Annotated in this window: 19 protein-coding genes; all 19 read left to right on the plus strand. The window is 49.8% G+C overall.

All coding sequences use genetic code 11. The annotated features are described in order from the left end of the window. The first annotated feature begins 27 nt into the window (after positions 1-27). The 19 genes from Enr17x_RS03430 (at position 28) to Enr17x_RS03520 (ending at position 14,751) form a co-directional block, all read left to right on the plus strand. Positions 28-666 carry a hypothetical protein gene (locus Enr17x_RS03430; protein WP_232100933.1) on the plus strand — a complete coding sequence of 213 codons (639 nt, stop codon included), beginning with the start codon at positions 28-30 and terminating at the stop codon, positions 664-666. Positions 667-749: 83 nt separating this feature from the next. After that, positions 750-1,730 (plus strand): alpha/beta hydrolase, encoded by a 981-nt coding sequence (locus tag Enr17x_RS03435; RefSeq protein ID WP_198000946.1) that lies wholly within the window; start codon positions 750-752, stop codon positions 1,728-1,730. 32 nt (positions 1,731-1,762) lie between these two features. Next, positions 1,763-2,428, plus strand: coding sequence for a GAP family protein (locus Enr17x_RS03440; RefSeq protein ID WP_145305891.1), 666 nt, complete (start codon positions 1,763-1,765; stop codon positions 2,426-2,428). A gap of 54 nt (positions 2,429-2,482) precedes the next feature. Continuing rightward, complete coding sequence (locus Enr17x_RS03445; RefSeq protein ID WP_145305893.1) at positions 2,483-2,830, plus strand: HEAT repeat domain-containing protein; 348 nt, start codon at positions 2,483-2,485, stop codon at positions 2,828-2,830. 72 nt (positions 2,831-2,902) lie between these two features. After that, the gene (locus Enr17x_RS03450; RefSeq protein WP_145305895.1) at positions 2,903-3,703 is read left to right on the plus strand and encodes a DUF1559 family PulG-like putative transporter; all 801 of its coding nucleotides are present in this window, start codon (positions 2,903-2,905) and stop codon (positions 3,701-3,703) included. Between the two features lie 32 nt (positions 3,704-3,735). After that, positions 3,736-4,602 (plus strand): hypothetical protein, encoded by an 867-nt coding sequence (locus Enr17x_RS03455; RefSeq protein ID WP_145305897.1) that lies wholly within the window; start codon positions 3,736-3,738, stop codon positions 4,600-4,602. An 84-nt stretch (positions 4,603-4,686) separates the two neighbouring features. Further along, on the plus strand, positions 4,687-5,253 hold the full coding sequence (locus Enr17x_RS03460; RefSeq protein WP_145305899.1) for a DUF4303 domain-containing protein: 567 nt from the start codon (positions 4,687-4,689) through the stop codon (positions 5,251-5,253). Positions 5,254-5,283: 30 nt separating this feature from the next. Then, positions 5,284-6,216 (plus strand): TIGR01777 family oxidoreductase, encoded by a 933-nt coding sequence (locus tag Enr17x_RS03465; protein WP_145305901.1) that lies wholly within the window; start codon positions 5,284-5,286, stop codon positions 6,214-6,216. Between the two features lie 181 nt (positions 6,217-6,397). Beyond that, positions 6,398-6,781, plus strand: coding sequence for a hypothetical protein (locus tag Enr17x_RS03470; protein WP_145305903.1), 384 nt, complete (start codon positions 6,398-6,400; stop codon positions 6,779-6,781). Continuing rightward, entirely contained in the window at positions 6,759-7,706 is a 948-nt protein-coding gene (locus tag Enr17x_RS03475; protein ID WP_145305905.1) for an MBOAT family protein, read from the plus strand. Before Enr17x_RS03470 ends, Enr17x_RS03475 begins: the two co-directional genes overlap by 23 nt. After that, positions 7,703-8,113 carry a hypothetical protein gene (locus Enr17x_RS03480; protein WP_145305907.1) on the plus strand — a complete coding sequence of 137 codons (411 nt, stop codon included), beginning with the start codon at positions 7,703-7,705 and terminating at the stop codon, positions 8,111-8,113. The genes Enr17x_RS03475 and Enr17x_RS03480 overlap by 4 nt, the downstream gene beginning before the upstream one ends. 112 nt (positions 8,114-8,225) lie before the next feature. After that, positions 8,226-8,738 (plus strand): carboxymuconolactone decarboxylase family protein, encoded by a 513-nt coding sequence (locus Enr17x_RS03485; RefSeq protein WP_198000947.1) that lies wholly within the window; start codon positions 8,226-8,228, stop codon positions 8,736-8,738. Between the two features lie 18 nt (positions 8,739-8,756). Next, entirely contained in the window at positions 8,757-9,644 is an 888-nt protein-coding gene (gene sigJ, locus Enr17x_RS03490; RefSeq protein WP_145305911.1) for an RNA polymerase sigma factor SigJ, read from the plus strand. 265 nt (positions 9,645-9,909) lie between these two features. Further along, positions 9,910-10,896 (plus strand): DUF1559 domain-containing protein, encoded by a 987-nt coding sequence (locus Enr17x_RS03495; RefSeq protein ID WP_145305913.1) that lies wholly within the window; start codon positions 9,910-9,912, stop codon positions 10,894-10,896. A gap of 141 nt (positions 10,897-11,037) precedes the next feature. Then, the gene (locus Enr17x_RS03500) at positions 11,038-11,493 is read left to right on the plus strand and encodes a carboxypeptidase regulatory-like domain-containing protein (RefSeq protein WP_145305915.1); all 456 of its coding nucleotides are present in this window, start codon (positions 11,038-11,040) and stop codon (positions 11,491-11,493) included. A gap of 378 nt (positions 11,494-11,871) precedes the next feature. Continuing rightward, positions 11,872-12,315: a hypothetical protein gene (locus Enr17x_RS03505; RefSeq protein ID WP_145305917.1), complete on the plus strand. Its 444-nt coding sequence runs from the start codon at positions 11,872-11,874 to the stop codon at positions 12,313-12,315. 65 nt (positions 12,316-12,380) lie between these two features. Then, positions 12,381-13,319, plus strand: a complete 939-nt coding sequence (locus tag Enr17x_RS03510; protein ID WP_145305919.1) for a DUF1559 domain-containing protein — start codon at positions 12,381-12,383, stop codon at positions 13,317-13,319. Positions 13,320-13,675: 356 nt separating this feature from the next. Then, on the plus strand, positions 13,676-14,257 hold the full coding sequence (locus Enr17x_RS03515) for a hypothetical protein (protein ID WP_145305921.1): 582 nt from the start codon (positions 13,676-13,678) through the stop codon (positions 14,255-14,257). 89 nt (positions 14,258-14,346) lie between these two features. Further along, entirely contained in the window at positions 14,347-14,751 is a 405-nt protein-coding gene (locus tag Enr17x_RS03520; RefSeq protein WP_145305923.1) for a hypothetical protein, read from the plus strand. Positions 14,752-14,999 lie beyond the last annotated feature (248 nt).

The raw sequence follows: 14,999 nt of genomic DNA on the forward strand, positions 1-14,999 counted from the left end.
TGTTTATGATCTAATGGACTTGTTGGTTTGAAGTCGTATGACCTCGAAACCAGTGGCGTTTTTCGTTCCTCCCGTTCCTTGAGGAGAGTCAGGGTTATTCAATCGCGATGGTTTCAGATTCTGTTCGGAGTTCCGCTTCTGGCCGGTTGCTGGCTGGCGATGATGGGCGTGCATGAACTGGGGCATGTGATTGGCGGTCTGGTAACCGGGGGAGAGATCGCCCGGGTGGTGCTGCATCCATTGGCGATTTCGCGCACGGATCTGGCAGTGAATCCTTATCCGGCGGTGGTGGTCTGGGCCGGGCCGATATGTGGTGTGCTGTTTCCACTGGGATTGTTACTGGTGGTAAACCGGCTGCGCTGGTCTCAGGCATCATGGGTGCAGTTCTTTGCCGGTTTCTGCCTGATCGCCAACGGTGCTTACATTGCCGGTGGCGCGCTGGAAGGCATTGGCGATTGTGGCGTGATGCGTCAAACGGGGACGCCGCTGTGGGTGATGTGGTTCTTCGGGCTGCTGACGGTGCCCGCCGGCTTCTGGCTCTGGCATCGGCTGGGGTCATTTCGGAAGTGGTGGCGGAATCCGGAATGCGTTTCGGAAAAAAACGCGTGGGGCATGTTTCTAGCGGTGATAGCGCTGGTTGTGCTGATGGTCTGTTTTTCTGCCTGATCCCTGTTTCTGATTTGCTCGCGGTATCTTGTTTCTGCTATCGTGGAAGCAGACCCGAATCATTTTTCCAGGAGAAACCATTCATGTCTGCTATGATGAATCGTCGCGCGATGTTGGGAGTCAGTGCCGCGAGTGCGGCTGCGTTGTGTCTGCCTGCGATCAGCAGTGCAAAACAACCGAAAACGAAAATGAAAACCTTTACGTATAAAACGGTCGGCGATCTGGAGATCAAAGCCGACGTGCATCGGGCCGACGATAACAAGACGCGGCCCGTGCTGGTCTGGTTTCATGGCGGCGCATTGATCGTCGGGCATCGTGGTGGTGTGAGTGGGCGCGTGCTGAAGGATATGCTGGGCGCCGGTTATACCGTCGTGTCGTTTGATTATCGGCTGGCACCCGAAACGAAACTGCCGGAGATCATTGCCGACCTGGAAGACGGTTTCACCTGGCTGCACGAAAAAGGGCCCGAACTGTTTAATGTGGACACGAGCAAGGTTGCCGTCTCGGGCGGATCGGCGGGGGGCTGTCTGACGCTGGTCTCTGGTTTCAGGGCGAAGCCGCGGCCGACAGTGCTGGTTCCCTACTGGGGGTATGGCGACTTGATTGGCGACTGGATCGGCAAGCCGAGCCCGCATGAACGTCATCAGACGAAATTCACCAAAGAAGAAGCGTACGCACAGGTGGGCGATGGCCCGATTGCCGATTCGCGGGAGAGCAAAAAAGAGCGGGGTGCTTTTTATCAGTATTGTCGTCAGCAGGGAATCTGGCCGAAAGAGGTCGCGGGCTGGGATCATCATCGCGAACCGGAAAAGTTTTATCCGTATATGACGATCAAGAACGTGACGAAAGAATATCCACCGACGCTGATGGTGCATGGCACGAAAGACACGGATGTGCCTTACGAGCAGTCGACGATGCTGGCGGAACAGTTTCAGCAACATGGCGTCGAACACAAGCTGGTGACGATCCCGAATGGCGAACACGGACTGGTGGGTGGCGATCCGAAACTGATCGATGATGCGTACGGGCAGGCGTTTGCATTTATCCACGACAAGATGTGCTGAAACTGGTTGAGGCTTATAAGGAATGTGAGTCGATGTTTGAATTATGGATGACGCTGATTCCGGTGTTGATTGCGGATGTTGTCAATCCGGTGTTATTTGCCTTTCTAGTGTATGCGGCCGGGACGAATCGGCCGGTTGTGAATAGTTGTGGCGTTCTGCTGGGACATACGCTGGCTTATTATGTCGCAGGCGTGGTGATCGCGATTGGCATTGAATCGATTTCAAATCGCTTGTCGAACCCGCAACAGATCGATTACATCATCGGTATGGTGATTGGTCTGATTCTGCTCTGGGTTGGTTTCCTGTCCTGGAAAACAGAAAAAACCGAACAGGCGGAAGAGAGTTGCACGTTGACTCCCATGTCGGCGGTCGGTCTGGGGGCGATTGTCAATTTCATGGGTCTGCCCTTTGCGCTCCCTTATTTCGCAGCCTTGGATCAGATTCTCAAAGCCGACCTGACGCCGCTGACGTCGCTGGCTGTGTTAGCAGGATACAATGTGTTGTATGCATTGCCGTTTGCTCTGGTGCCGATTTTGACTGCGACTTCCGGTGAGAAGAGCCAGATCATTTTACGCAAAATCAATGACTGGCTCGTTCGCATCAGCAATTTTCTGATGCCGATCTTGCTGGTATTGGTCGGGCTGGCTTTGATTGTTGATTCAATGATCTATTTTGTGACCGGGTATGAAATGTTTTGATCGAGACTTTTGGTTCACATCGAGTGGAATGAAGGAGTTGGGGTACACAATCAAATGAACCAGTCTGAATTTGAAAAGTTCGTTCAACAGCTGCGAAGCGATGATTCCTTAACGTATGAGGAAAGCTATCATTCCATCAAGGGACACGTGGGTGAAGTATTGGCTCAACTGATATCGTTGGCACAAGCAGAAACCGAAGAACAGATGCGCTCCCGGTTGGTCGAATTGATCGGTGAATCGGTTGAACCCGAGGCGATTGCCTTCTTGAGTGATGAATTAGCGAGTCCCTTCTACGAAGTGCGTTTGTGGGCTTACAGTTCGTTGTGCTATTCAGAATCACCTGAGGCAAATGCAATTGCCGCCGATTTCAAAGACAAGAATCCGGATGAGGCGTTTCTATAAGTTATATCTCACGGTGATATACTATTGTTGGCACGAAGGTAGACTTTTAGAAACAGTCAGGAGTATCACAGCATGACTAAGTCTCTGATGATGTTCGTCTTTTTTATCGTACCGATTTTCTTGATTCAATCAGCGTCCACAGAAGAACCGGCGGAGAAGGCGTTTCAGGAACCGAAAACGTACGAGGAAGCTCACCGTCTGACTCATCAGACAGCCGGGTTTAAGAATTTGCAGAAAATCGGCCTGGCGTTGCATAACTACCATGACCTGTTCGGGCAGTTTCCTTCGGCGGTACTTTATGCGCCGGATGGAAAAACGCTGCACAGCTGGCGCGTGGAGCTATTGCCTTTACTTAGAGAGTTGAGGAAGGATGCGGAGCCTGTCAGGCTCAGGTACATGGATCGCGAGTTGTATCATACGGCGATTAAAGACTGTGGTTACGATATCAACGAACCCTGGGACAGTCCTGTGAACCGGGAAGTGCTCAAGAGCATGCCGTCTGTCTATCGCCATCCCAGTGATAAGCCTGATTCAACAGAGAGTGCCTGGTATGCCGTGGTAGGGAAAGGCACGGTCTTTGATCCGGGGGAGGTGGCTCAATACAAAGACATCAAAGGCTGGCCCGCTTCCACATTAATGCTGGCCGAGTCGCGGAGCCGAGCGCCCTGGACGAAACCTGTTGATATTGCGTACTCGAAAGATGCGACGGTTCCCCGTTTGGGTGGGTTTACTGACCACGGATTTCTAGTTTTGACTGGTGATGGGGGCGTGCATTTTATTTCTGACTCTATTTCCCCGAAAGACCTGCGTGCCTTTATCAGCAAGGACCCGGCTGATACCTTTGACATTGTTGGTGTTCCGTATCGATATTAAATGCAGCAAGGTTTCTTCTCCTGAGGTAGAGCATGATTCTTAAAAAAGATTTGATCATAGATGGTGAGTTGGAATATGTTGTGGCGTTACCTGTGTTAAGTGAATTGGGGAGTGAAGTTGAATCGTTGAGGGAAGTAGCCAGCGATGATTTGCTCAAATTTGCGAGCAATAATAACGACAATAAGACAGAAGTAGAGATATCTGAAAAAAGTACATCTACCCAAGCTAAACTTACAAAAGCTCAGAATGATTTAGTCAAGCATGTTCAGATCATTTGGCAGGCTGTTCCTGACTGTTTTGACGAAATCAAAAAAGAATTTCCTCTTGAAAAGATCCGGCTGAAAGAGTGGGTCCCACCTGATAAAGAAATTCGTGCATTCAGAAAACGCTTCGATAAGGCCATTGATCATTATGATGAGCAGATAAAGAAAGCTAGAGCTGCAGCATCCGAATCTCAAGCGAAAGATGTTTCCCCGGAAAAAATTGATGAGAAAGAAGACGACAACAGGACCTTTCACATTTGCTTTGGTGAGCGATCTACAATTACAGAAAATCAAAAACAGCTGCTGGATGAACTGATTGCGCGTGAGTCAGAACTGGCAATACTTCTTGAGGAAGCATTTGTGGGCGATTATCAGATTGTATCTGCGGATGTCGCGCATGATTACGGAGTAGAGATTGGAAAACGTCCCTATTTACCGGAACTCTCCGATCACGCAGTCATCAAAAAACTGTATCGTATTCGAAAACTCTTTATGGCACCGGAAAGTCATTGTATTGGATTTGAAATTGAAACTCCCTGGACAACGAGCGAGGATGGTCCTTACGGACTATTACTTGAAGATTTTGAACAAACGAACTTTGGTCTACAGCAGGATGCCTGGTGTCAGGAAGAGTAATGCCAATTGGAATGGTTAGAATTGTTGAAATGAAGCTGCTTTATTATTCTGTCTGATAGAGGAATTCCAGGGGAAAGAGAATAGATGAAAGAACAACATGTGATTGACTACAATTCCTACTATCAACGGCTGTTGTCCGGTGTACGTGCGACTTGGAATGATCTTCGTAAGTCACGTCCTGAGGAATCGGTTTATCTGTTTGGGTTATCGACCGATTCCGACACTGTGGTCCTTTCGCTGTTTGCGAACACGGAAGAGCAATTTGCGCTAGAGAATGATTCTCCCGAATATCCAATTGAAAAATGGTATGTCAATGAAGAATCGGAACTCCATCGAATCGGACGAGCGCATATGGATGATCTGGAAGATGAGATCAATCGATATGTCTTCGAACCGGAATCAGATGACGCTTTTGATGACCGCAAAGCGCGATTAATGCAGATGTTTGAGAGGGTGTTTGTGGAGCTCGATTCAGAGGGGCTGTTCGGCGAGGGGGAAATGCGTCACAAGGTGATGTTGATGTTGGAAATTGTGGATGCCGGGGACGAAGAGTGGGATTCGATGATTGAAGTATTGAAACGAATCAATCCGCCAGAGAGTGTGAAGGAGTATCTTCAGTTACTGGAAGCGATGCGAGAGAGTGATGATTAAATCGTCAATACGAAATAGAGAGCAACCAGTATGGATACGAAGCATCGCATTGTGATTGCCGGGGGGACCGGGTTTCTGGGGTTGAATCTGGCGCGTTATCTGACTGAGTTGGATTTTGACGTGGTCTTGTTAGGGAGGCATGCGCCGAAGACACAAGGTGCGTGGCGGCATGTGGCCTGGAATTCGCGTTCGGTTGGCTCGTGGGTGAATGAACTGGATGGGGCGAGCGCGATTGTGAACCTGGCAGGGCGGACGGTCGACTGTATTAAAACGCCCGAGCATTGTGATGAAATTCTCCGGTCGCGCGTGGAAGCGACGAACGTTTTGGGATTAGCAGTGCGGGAAGTTGCATCGCCGCCACCCGTCTGGGTGCAGATGTCGACGGCGCACCGCTATGGTGATCCGCCCGAGTGCATTTGTGATGAAGATTCAGCCTTCGGATATGGACTGGCGCCCTTTGTGGCTCAAGAATGGGAGGCCGCTTTTGCCCGTGCGGTGCTGCCAGAGATGCGGCAGGTCATCCTGCGCACCAGTTTTGTCATTGGACGCGACGGAGGTGCCTTACAGCGACTGACGAAGTTGGTGCGCTGGGGACTGGGAGGCACGGTCGGCAGTGGCAAACAGGGGATGAGTTGGATTCATGCGCAGGATATGAATCGCCTGTTTTACCGCGCGATCACAGACGTAACGATGCAGGGGGCGTATCTGGCGACGGCTCCCGAACCAGTTTCGAATGCGGAATTTATGCGTCAATTACGACACGCACTCAAGATGCCAATCGGGCTGCCCGCCGCTGGTTGGATGGTACGCATCGGGGCGCCGCTGTTGATGCGAACGGATCCGGAGTTGGCGCTGTATGGTCGCTATTGTGTCTCAAGTCGTTTACGGGATGAGGAGTTCGAGTTTTCGTTTCCCGATCTGACGTCGGCGCTGCAGGATCTTTACGGGCTCAAAACAGCGTAGGTGGATTCTGGCTTGCTTGACACTTCTTTCCATAAAAAAACTCAGTCTGTTTCATTGCTGTTGCCTTGTTGAATTACAGGGAATTACCAAATTCCGGCAGACAGCGGCTTTTTTTTATGTATACTAAGAAAGTCCAGGTTATCTCAAGTCGACTTGGGGTTTTTAGGAAGAACATTGATGGATGGAAGCGCTTAAGGAGGGAACCAGTATGTCGATTTGTACGTCGAATCGAGTTTACCTGAAACTACCTTTTGATGAGTCAGATGCGGCTGAGATGGAGCGTTTGATGAAAGACCTGGGGGATGAATACTTTGGGTCGGAAGATGGCCGCGAGTGGCGGCTGATGAAAAATCAGATGGTTCTGACTGTCGTAATCCGGCCCCTGAAACAAATACAGGCGGACTGTCAGGCAGATCTTACGGCGTTAGGAGTGGCCTCGAAAGAGATTTTTGAAGTGGTTACCGTGAAGGGTTTGAAAGAGTCTTCTGAATTCTGTCGTCAAATTGCAGATCGGATTGCCGCAGATCTGGAGGGCGTCACCGGTGTTACGGAACACTGCGGTTGAGTCTCAATCGATCCGTGAGGAAGAGCAAGTAGCCCGTCGCTGTTCGCGGCTTGGCTGTGTTCATGGCTGGGCACCTTTGATTCTGCTGCCCGGTAGTGTGCTGCTCTGGTTTCCTGAAGATCTGCCGGCCTGGTCTTTCATGTGGATGCTTTCGTTTTCGATTTACGCCGGTTGCAAATGGTTGACCTGGCGGAGAACTTCGATCGAGGGTGCACCACTTTGGAAACATGCCGGTTTTCTGCTTGCCTGGCCTGGGATGGATGCGGGGGCCTTTTTGAAATCGCCTGCGTATTCGAAAATCGATCCCTGTCGTGCTCAAGAGTGGCTGTTTGCGTGGTTCCAATTTGCTGTGGGACTCTGTTTGTTCTGGGGAGTGAGCCGACTTGTGCCACCGCGGTATCCATTGATGGTGGGCTGGATTGGCATGATTGGAATTGTGATGACGCTGCACTTCGGTCTGTTTCGTCTGCTGTCGTGCGGCTGGCGCAGTTTGAATGTCAATGCGCGGCCTTTGATGGACCGACCTTTGGCTTCTGCCAGCATCAGTGAGTTCTGGGGAGTGCGCTGGAATACCGCCTTTCGTGATTTGACCCATCGTTTTCTGTTTGTGCCTCTCTTTCCTCGATGTGGTGTGTGGGGGACGACACTCATCGCATTTCTGATCAGTGGTCTCGTGCATGATCTGGTGATCTCAGTTCCGGCGCAGGGTGGTTATGGCGGACCCACGCTGTTCTTTCTGATCCAGGGGATCGCGATTTTAATTTCGCGGAGCAGGTTCGGCAGGAAGGTCGGTCTGCGGCACGGTTTCACTGGCTGGTGTTTTGCGATGCTGGTCCTGCTCTTGCCCGCTGCGATTTTGTTTCATCCTGCATTTGTTGAGACGGTGATTATTCCTTTCATGAAAACTCTGGGGGCGATTGCGTGACGGAAGAATTGCTGGCGAAACTGATTTTCATGTGTGGCTGCGGTCAATTCACGGTGTTGATTGCATCGGCACTTGTGCCCGTTCGGTTGAACTGGAACCAGGAATTTGAAAAACTCTCCAAGCTGCATCGTCAGATGTACTGGGTTTATGGTGGTTATATTGTGCTGTCGATTGTGGCGTTTGCCCTGATCAGTGTTTTCAATTCCGCAGAACTGGCCAATGGAAGTGGTCTGGCACGGTCTTTCTGTTGTTATGCCGCCGTTTTCTGGGGCGTGCGCGTTGTGCTGCAGGCCGTCTTCGATGTCAAAGAACATCTGACACTCTGGTGGCTGAAGTGGGGATACTATCTATTAACCCTCTTTTTCCTGAGTTTTACTCTGGTTTATGGCTGGGCGGCCGTGCATTGATTTGGAAGAATTTTATTGCTCGAATCTGAAAAAAATATTGCTGAGCTGGTCACATTCCGCGATGCTGACTCGTCCTTCCTGTGAACATACTTTTTCTCACAGGAGTAGACCCATGAATGAACCGAACTATCTGCAGGAATTGAATGAATTTGAAAACCGCTATCAGTACGATGCCACCTATTTGCGGGAACTGCTGACGCTTTCTCCCGAAGGGTACGCGAAATTTGCCGCCTTCCGGCCTTTGGCCTATTACCAGGGGGCTTTGGATAGCGAGGCCTTCTGGATCACCAAGCTGGCAACGATGCAGGTGGAAGATTGTGGCGAGTGTTTGCAGCTGAATGTGCGATTTGCCCTGGAGAACGGGATCGCGCGTGAGATTATCGATGCGGTTCTCAAAGGGGGCGATGGACTTTCGGAAGCGCAGCGTGATCTGTATGATTTTGCGGTGCAGGTCGCCAGTTCGCAGGCAATTGAGCCGATGCTGGAAGAACGCATGCGATCTCGTATGAGTCGTGCTGCTTTGCTGGATCTGGGACTTTGTATTGCCTCGGCGAAAGTCTTTCCCACGATCAAGCGTGCCGCCGGTTATGCTAACAGTTGTCGTCTGATTGAAATTCAGCTTTAGTCTCATGAATGTCTTGTCGTGAATGCTTCCCATGCTTTAGAGACGTTTGAATCTTGGCGCCAACCGTTGCTCGGTCTGGCGTATCGCATCACCGGTTCGCGCGTGGAAGCAGAAGACATCGTCCAGGAAGCGTGCCTGAAATGGCTGGATGCGGATTGGCAGGAGATACGGGTGCCGCGCGCCTGGTTGATGAAAGTCACCACGCGGCTGGCACTCGATTATCTGAAAAGTGCCCGTGTGCAGCGGATGTCGTATGTTGGTCCCTGGTTACCTGAACCGTATCTGGTGGACGAGAGTACGCCGGCAGAGGAACTGGAGCTGGATGAGTCGATTTCGATGGCGCTGTTGTATTTGCTGGATCAGCTTTCGCCGACAGAGCGGGCCAGTTTTATTCTGCACGATCTGTTTCAATATCGCTTTGATGAGATCGGAGATATTCTGGAACGGAGTGAAAGTAGCTGCCGCAAGCTGGCGAGTCGGGCGCGGATCAAACTGGGACGTAATGTAGAGAAGGTTCCCCAAAGTCGCGATGAGCATCTGCAATTTCTCGTGGCTTTTTCGGAAGCAGTGAAGCAGGGTGAGACGGCTGAACTGGTTTCGTTGTTAAAAGAAGACGCGGTCTTTATCTCTGACGGCGGCGGCAAAGCGATCGCGGCCCGCAAGGTGGTTCAAGGAGCCGATCTGATTACGCGGTTCTTTATGAAAGCAGTGCGTCCCGCTTTCACTGCGGATGCAGCAGAGGACGTCCGCATCGAAATCGCCTGGTTTAACGGAGCCCCCGGCATGCTAATTTATCAGTCGGGGCTGCCGGTGTCCGCGTATCAGTTTGAAGTGGAACAGAACCAGATTCGGGGGATCTATGTCCTACGAAATCCGGACAAATTAGCGATTTTTGAGGGCCGTTGAAGTCACTGAAGGCCCCTTGATGCTGAGGTAAAAAAGCCGTCACTGGGGGCGCAACGGATCAAAAGATGTACATGCATTAATACATCTGGCTTCTTTGTTCTGTGTATACATTTTTTTATATGTCTTTTTTATTAAATAAAGGTAAATATTCTAGGATTCATTTTAGGGTGCGTGTTAAAATCAGACATGGATAGGTTTTACTCTTTTACGAGGAAATTTCCTGTCTTGTCTTCCTTCCGATTTTCATCACTCCGGAGCGTGTCCTATGTTGAAATTATTGAGAGAACGGCGAGGGTTCACCCTCATCGAGTTACTTGTTGTGATTGCCATTATCGCGATTTTAATTGCATTGTTATTACCTGCTGTGCAGCAGGCGCGTGAAGCAGCGCGGCGTTCGACCTGTAAAAACAATATGAAGCAGATCGGGCTGGCACTGCATAATTACCACGATACGTTTCGCGCGTTTCCCATTGGTTCTCAAACGTCTTATTATCGGGCCAACTGGCGATCTTCGATTTTGCCTTATCTTGATCAGGCACCCGCTTACAATCAGTTGACTCAAAAAGCGCATTCTCAGCACGGCTTTGCTGCCGGGAATGGGAATTCGGCCTCTGGCTACAATACCGAAAACGCCGTACTCAATAATTTCTTTGTCCCCGTTTATAAATGTCCTTCGAGTACTGCTGACGCATTTTATACAGGGGCCAGTCCCATTTCAAAAAATGGAACCACCTCACCGAATGCTTCCCTGGGTAAAGAAACCGGCATGACGATGGACTATGTAGGCATCAGCGGTTCTTATTCAGGTGTTGCTCCTTTCAATACAAAATGTGGCAGTACTGTCTATGGCGGAAACTGGTGTAACAGTGGTCTGATGCTGATCGCAGATTCTGCCCGGATGCGTGATTGTAAAGATGGGACTTCGAATACCATGATCATCGGCGAAGACTCTGGTCTGGTCGATAACAAAGATTATCGTAGTAATTATTATGGCGGCTGGTCTGGGCACCTGGGTCTCTCAGGTTGGGGGACTGGAGTGAATACGATTCGGTATAACCCTAATCCGCCGACGGCACCAACTGGAGGCGATCAAACCTATGCCCCCAATAACCCGCTGACATCAGAGCACGTGGGTGGTATTCATGCTTTACTGGCTGATGGAGCCGTGCGATTCATTTCCAATAATGTGGATATCGAAACGCTCCGCCGGTTAGGTATGAAAAATGATAATCTGGTTCTCGGTGAGTTCTAATTCACTGCACTGATGGGCATTGTAGAAGCATTCAAATTGTAAGCAGCGGCCGATGTGTTTTCTGAATGCATCGGCTATTTGTTTTTAAGAAATCAACGGCAGGGAGAAGGTGGAATGTCATTACATTTTAAAGGTATCCAAATGAGAGCTGTTTCAGGGGTTGCGATGAAGCGGATCGCTGTCACCAAGACCATTTTCTGTGTGGTGAGTGCGTTATCCGTCTGTATTCTAAGTGGCTGCGGCAGTCGTGTGGAAACGATTCCTTCCGGAACGGCGAGTGGAACGGTCAAACTGGATGGCAAGCCACTGACACAGGGCCGGATTAATTTCGTGTCTTCGACCACCGGGACGGGGGTCTATACCGACTTGCAGTCGGATGGTTCGTATGAATTGCCGAATGCGATTCCCGAAGGTGACTACCGCGTTTATTTTACTTCCAGTGGTCTGGGTGATGCCCCACCATCGGAATCCGGGAATCCGGAAATGAATGATGCACTCAAGGATGTTCCTAAGAAGTACCAGAGCGAGCAGTCAACCGATTTGCAGGCACTCATTAAAGAAGGCGACAATACATTCGATTTTGATTTGAAGCCGTAAGCGGTTTCAATGGCGGATTTTACCTTCTCCTGAGGCGACCGTTTGCTTGTCTTTTGTACTATCGCATATTGTCAATTTTGCTCCCTTTTTCTATTTTGTGGCCACCGTTTTGTGCAAGTCTACAGTTGACAAAGGGGTGGTCAACGAATTACGTTCAATAGGGTGTGCTACTATTTGTATAGATTTTTCTGCCGATTGATTTTCAATCGCTGGAAGTTGTTGTATTCTGTGCATTAAATAAACGCTAAGTACTTGGTCTAGCTAGATACTGTGAGTTAGATGCCTTCCCGATCCTACCCTTGGTTAGTCTAAAGTTGACTGGTTTAGCCCACACCTTCCTGATGTTAAGCATCCCAATTATTTAATTACAGGCACACTATGTTTCTTTCTTTGCGCTTCACTCATTGTGTACTCGTTTTCTGTTCTTTGACTGTTTGCGGCTGTTTTGGCGGCTCTGCAGAACAGATCGAACGGGCTGCGGTTTCAGGGACCATCACATATGACGGAAAACCGTTACCAGAGGGGAGCATTCAGTTTGTTCCCGGTACCGATGCTTCCGGCAAGCCGCTACGTGGAAAAGCCGTTCAAGCCTTGATTTCCGAGGGTGCTTTTAGCCTGGATGCTGACCAGGGACCTGTGGTGGGAATGAACCAAGTGCTGATCAACGCCACCAAAAAAACGGGTAAGTTTCAAGAATTTGACGGTCAGAAAACGGAGATCCTGAAGCAGTATATTCCCGCGAAATACAATACGAATTCCACGCTGACGTATGAGATCAAGTCTGGCGAGAACACCGCCGATTTCGCGCTGGAAACGAAATAACATTTTACTTGAGTCGTTTCACGATCTCACTGAATCTTTTCTCTATATCTGGATAAATCAAAACTATGAAAGCATTTTTTCTGAAGCGCCGTCAGGGGTTTACGTTGATTGAATTGCTGGTGGTGATTGCCATCATCGCGATTCTGATTGCGCTGCTGTTACCAGCAGTACAACAGGCACGGGAAGCGGCCCGTCGTTCGACCTGCAAAAACAATCTGAAGCAGATCGGTCTGGCATTGCATAATTATCACGATACGTTTCGGACGTTTCCACCTGCAATGGTTCGCAATCGCAATTCAGTCCGTGACGAATGGGAAACCAGCATGATCAGCTGGCAGGCTCGGATTTTACCTTACATGGATCAGGCGCCCCTGTTCAACAAGATCGACTGGAGTATTGAGCCAGGTAATACGGGAACTGCGAACACGGATGCCATGAAAAATGAGCTACCCGCTTATCGCTGTCCCAGCGATCCCGGTAATCGCGGTAAGACGGGGCAGTCTGCGTACGGTCCGACGAACTATGTTACGAGTACTGCTGATTCGGGAAGTTATGCGGCAGGAGGCAGCACTTATCAGAACAATGGTCGTTCAGTGATGTTCCTGAACAGTAAAACACAACTCAAAGACATCGAAGACGGAAGTTCGAACACGATGCTGGTTGCAGAGTGTATCGTGGCTCATCCCTATTCCAATATTAACGCGACATCGGGAACGGTTTGTACGGGAACAGCCGACCAGAAACGCCGCGGTTATTCCTGGTTCTATGCCAGAGAGATGTGGTCATGGAGTTATTCGACTCTGATTGGTCCCAACTCGGATTTACAGGAGTGTGCATTGAATACTGGCGGAACGTCTTTGTTTGGAGCCCGCAGCAAGCATGTCGGTGGCGTTCACACGCTACTTGGCGATGGTCGCGTTCGTTTTGTCTCGGAAAACATTCACCTTGATACCTGGAAGAATCTAGGGAATAAAGCGGATGGCAACGTGATCGGCGAGTTCTAATCGAAGTCTGATTTGAATTCAAAACAATTAAAACGGCCAGCGGAGAGAAACTTCGCTGGTCGTTTTTTTATGGGCTACCACGAAAAACACGAAAGCACACGAAAAGTTTTGCCGCAGGCAACAGGATGTGTGAGAGCACGTAAGTAGAGCTGAAATCTTGAATGTGTTGTGTTTCACACGTAGGGGGCTCAAGAAGAATATCCCAGGTGTTCTCTGACAATTTCCCGCTCGCTCCGCTCGGACCGAATTATTTTCGGTCACACCCATCCTTTGTTTCGTTGTTTCAAACAAAACCGGTATTGTTATGATGGAACCTGTTTATACTGTTCCTGTCAGGTTGTGTTCAGGAGAGATCGATGTCACGAACGGGAGAATTTTGGGGATGGCCGTGGTATAAAAAGCTGTTGAGTATTCTGCTTTCTCCGTTCGTGTTACTGATCGGCTTGTTTGTGTTACCGTTGCTGATGCTGGTCAGTTTGTTTGTTGTTTGCAGTAATTTCACGGGCGAACATCTGTTTTATCTCAGCATGTGGAATGACGGTCGGACGCTCAGTCGGCGGAAACTTCGTCGTCGTTTTGACGCGGGTGAGACGGGGACATTGATCCTCGAATCTCCTACGATGGGGTGGGGATTCACCCATGCCTGGTGGACTCCCGATGATCTGAAAACGCTGTCCCCCGTTATAAAGCAGGAAGACGATGTATATTGGGAACAGGTTCTGGACTTAATGGAGGAAGATCAACCGCATCCCTGGGATGAATGGTGCTGGCAAGAATATGTCTCGCCTCATCAGGGAAAGGCATTTTTGCTTAAGGTCTGGAATGGAAAGAAATATGCGAATTGGCTCAAACGGCATTTTCCCTCTGTGACGATTGTCGAAACCGCATCTGCGATCGCACGTCAACACGAATTCGAAGCCCAGCAGGAGACGCGCTGAAACGGATCTTGTCGCCGTTTGTCTTCTGCCTTAAAATCTCCGCCTGTGAGCAGACACTGGAGATCATCACCTCAAGGCGGGGAAGACAAATGCAGAAAACAATCCTGGCAGTACTCTTTGGTCTCGTTCTGGGGCTGCTCATCAGACCGACTCAGCCGCAACTGGCCTCTGGCAACGAACAGACAATACCAAGTAGTGTGGAGACGCAGTCCAACATTGTTTCAGGTGATCTGAATCAAACAGTCTCAAAAAAACTAATGCTATTGCAAGAAGAACTGGCCTTGTCCCGTTTTCGAATCATTCAGCGGAAGTTACTTGAACTGAGCAAAAAATATCCTCAGACGGTTGCCGGTAAACGGGCACAGAAAATCATCGAACAGGAAAATCTGAGTGTCTTGGCGAACTATGGTTTTGGTCCCGAAAATTATTTCATGGAAGGTATTCCCGCTTGTCGCTACCGTTTCCGCACAGCCATTTCAAAATCAACACCTTAGAGGCCACCCCTACGAGGAAGTAGGGACGCTGATTCACAGCCACGGTTGACGAGTCACCCGTGGCACACAAGCGTTGAATTTTCATGAGGCTTATTTCCTAGAATCTATCTTCCGGGTGGTACCGGATGCAATCCGGTATTGCCGCAGGCAACAGGAAGTAGCGGTTTCAACACACAATCAGGAGCCAGGCCACCGATCTGTTTCCGTAGGGTGCGGACCCATGTGTCCGCCCTCAGTGTTTGCGTTCA

It is taken from the genome of Gimesia fumaroli (genome assembly GCF_007754425.1).
GTDB lineage: Bacteria > Planctomycetota > Planctomycetia > Planctomycetales > Planctomycetaceae > Gimesia > Gimesia fumaroli.

Excerpts from the sequence above, each read along its gene's own strand:
- Enr17x_RS03435 (WP_198000946.1), top strand. The coding sequence starts at position 750 with ATGTCTGCTATGATGAATCGTCGCGCGATGTTGGGAGTCAGTGCCGCG.
- Enr17x_RS03440 (WP_145305891.1), top strand. The coding sequence starts at position 1,763 with ATGTTTGAATTATGGATGACGCTGATTCCGGTGTTGATTGCGGATGTT.
- Enr17x_RS03445 (WP_145305893.1), top strand. The coding sequence starts at position 2,483 with ATGAACCAGTCTGAATTTGAAAAGTTCGTTCAACAGCTGCGAAGCGAT.
- Enr17x_RS03450 (WP_145305895.1), top strand. The coding sequence starts at position 2,903 with ATGACTAAGTCTCTGATGATGTTCGTCTTTTTTATCGTACCGATTTTC.
- Enr17x_RS03455 (WP_145305897.1), top strand. The coding sequence starts at position 3,736 with ATGATTCTTAAAAAAGATTTGATCATAGATGGTGAGTTGGAATATGTT.
- Enr17x_RS03460 (WP_145305899.1), top strand. The coding sequence starts at position 4,687 with ATGAAAGAACAACATGTGATTGACTACAATTCCTACTATCAACGGCTG.
- Enr17x_RS03465 (WP_145305901.1), top strand. The coding sequence starts at position 5,284 with ATGGATACGAAGCATCGCATTGTGATTGCCGGGGGGACCGGGTTTCTG.
- Enr17x_RS03470 (WP_145305903.1), top strand. The coding sequence starts at position 6,398 with ATGGAAGCGCTTAAGGAGGGAACCAGTATGTCGATTTGTACGTCGAAT.
- Enr17x_RS03485 (WP_198000947.1), top strand. The coding sequence starts at position 8,226 with ATGAATGAACCGAACTATCTGCAGGAATTGAATGAATTTGAAAACCGC.
- Enr17x_RS03495 (WP_145305913.1), top strand. The coding sequence starts at position 9,910 with ATGTTGAAATTATTGAGAGAACGGCGAGGGTTCACCCTCATCGAGTTA.
- Enr17x_RS03500 (WP_145305915.1), top strand. The coding sequence starts at position 11,038 with ATGAGAGCTGTTTCAGGGGTTGCGATGAAGCGGATCGCTGTCACCAAG.
- Enr17x_RS03505 (WP_145305917.1), top strand. The coding sequence starts at position 11,872 with ATGTTTCTTTCTTTGCGCTTCACTCATTGTGTACTCGTTTTCTGTTCT.
- Enr17x_RS03510 (WP_145305919.1), top strand. The coding sequence starts at position 12,381 with ATGAAAGCATTTTTTCTGAAGCGCCGTCAGGGGTTTACGTTGATTGAA.
- Enr17x_RS03515 (WP_145305921.1), top strand. The coding sequence starts at position 13,676 with ATGTCACGAACGGGAGAATTTTGGGGATGGCCGTGGTATAAAAAGCTG.
- Enr17x_RS03520 (WP_145305923.1), top strand. The coding sequence starts at position 14,347 with ATGCAGAAAACAATCCTGGCAGTACTCTTTGGTCTCGTTCTGGGGCTG.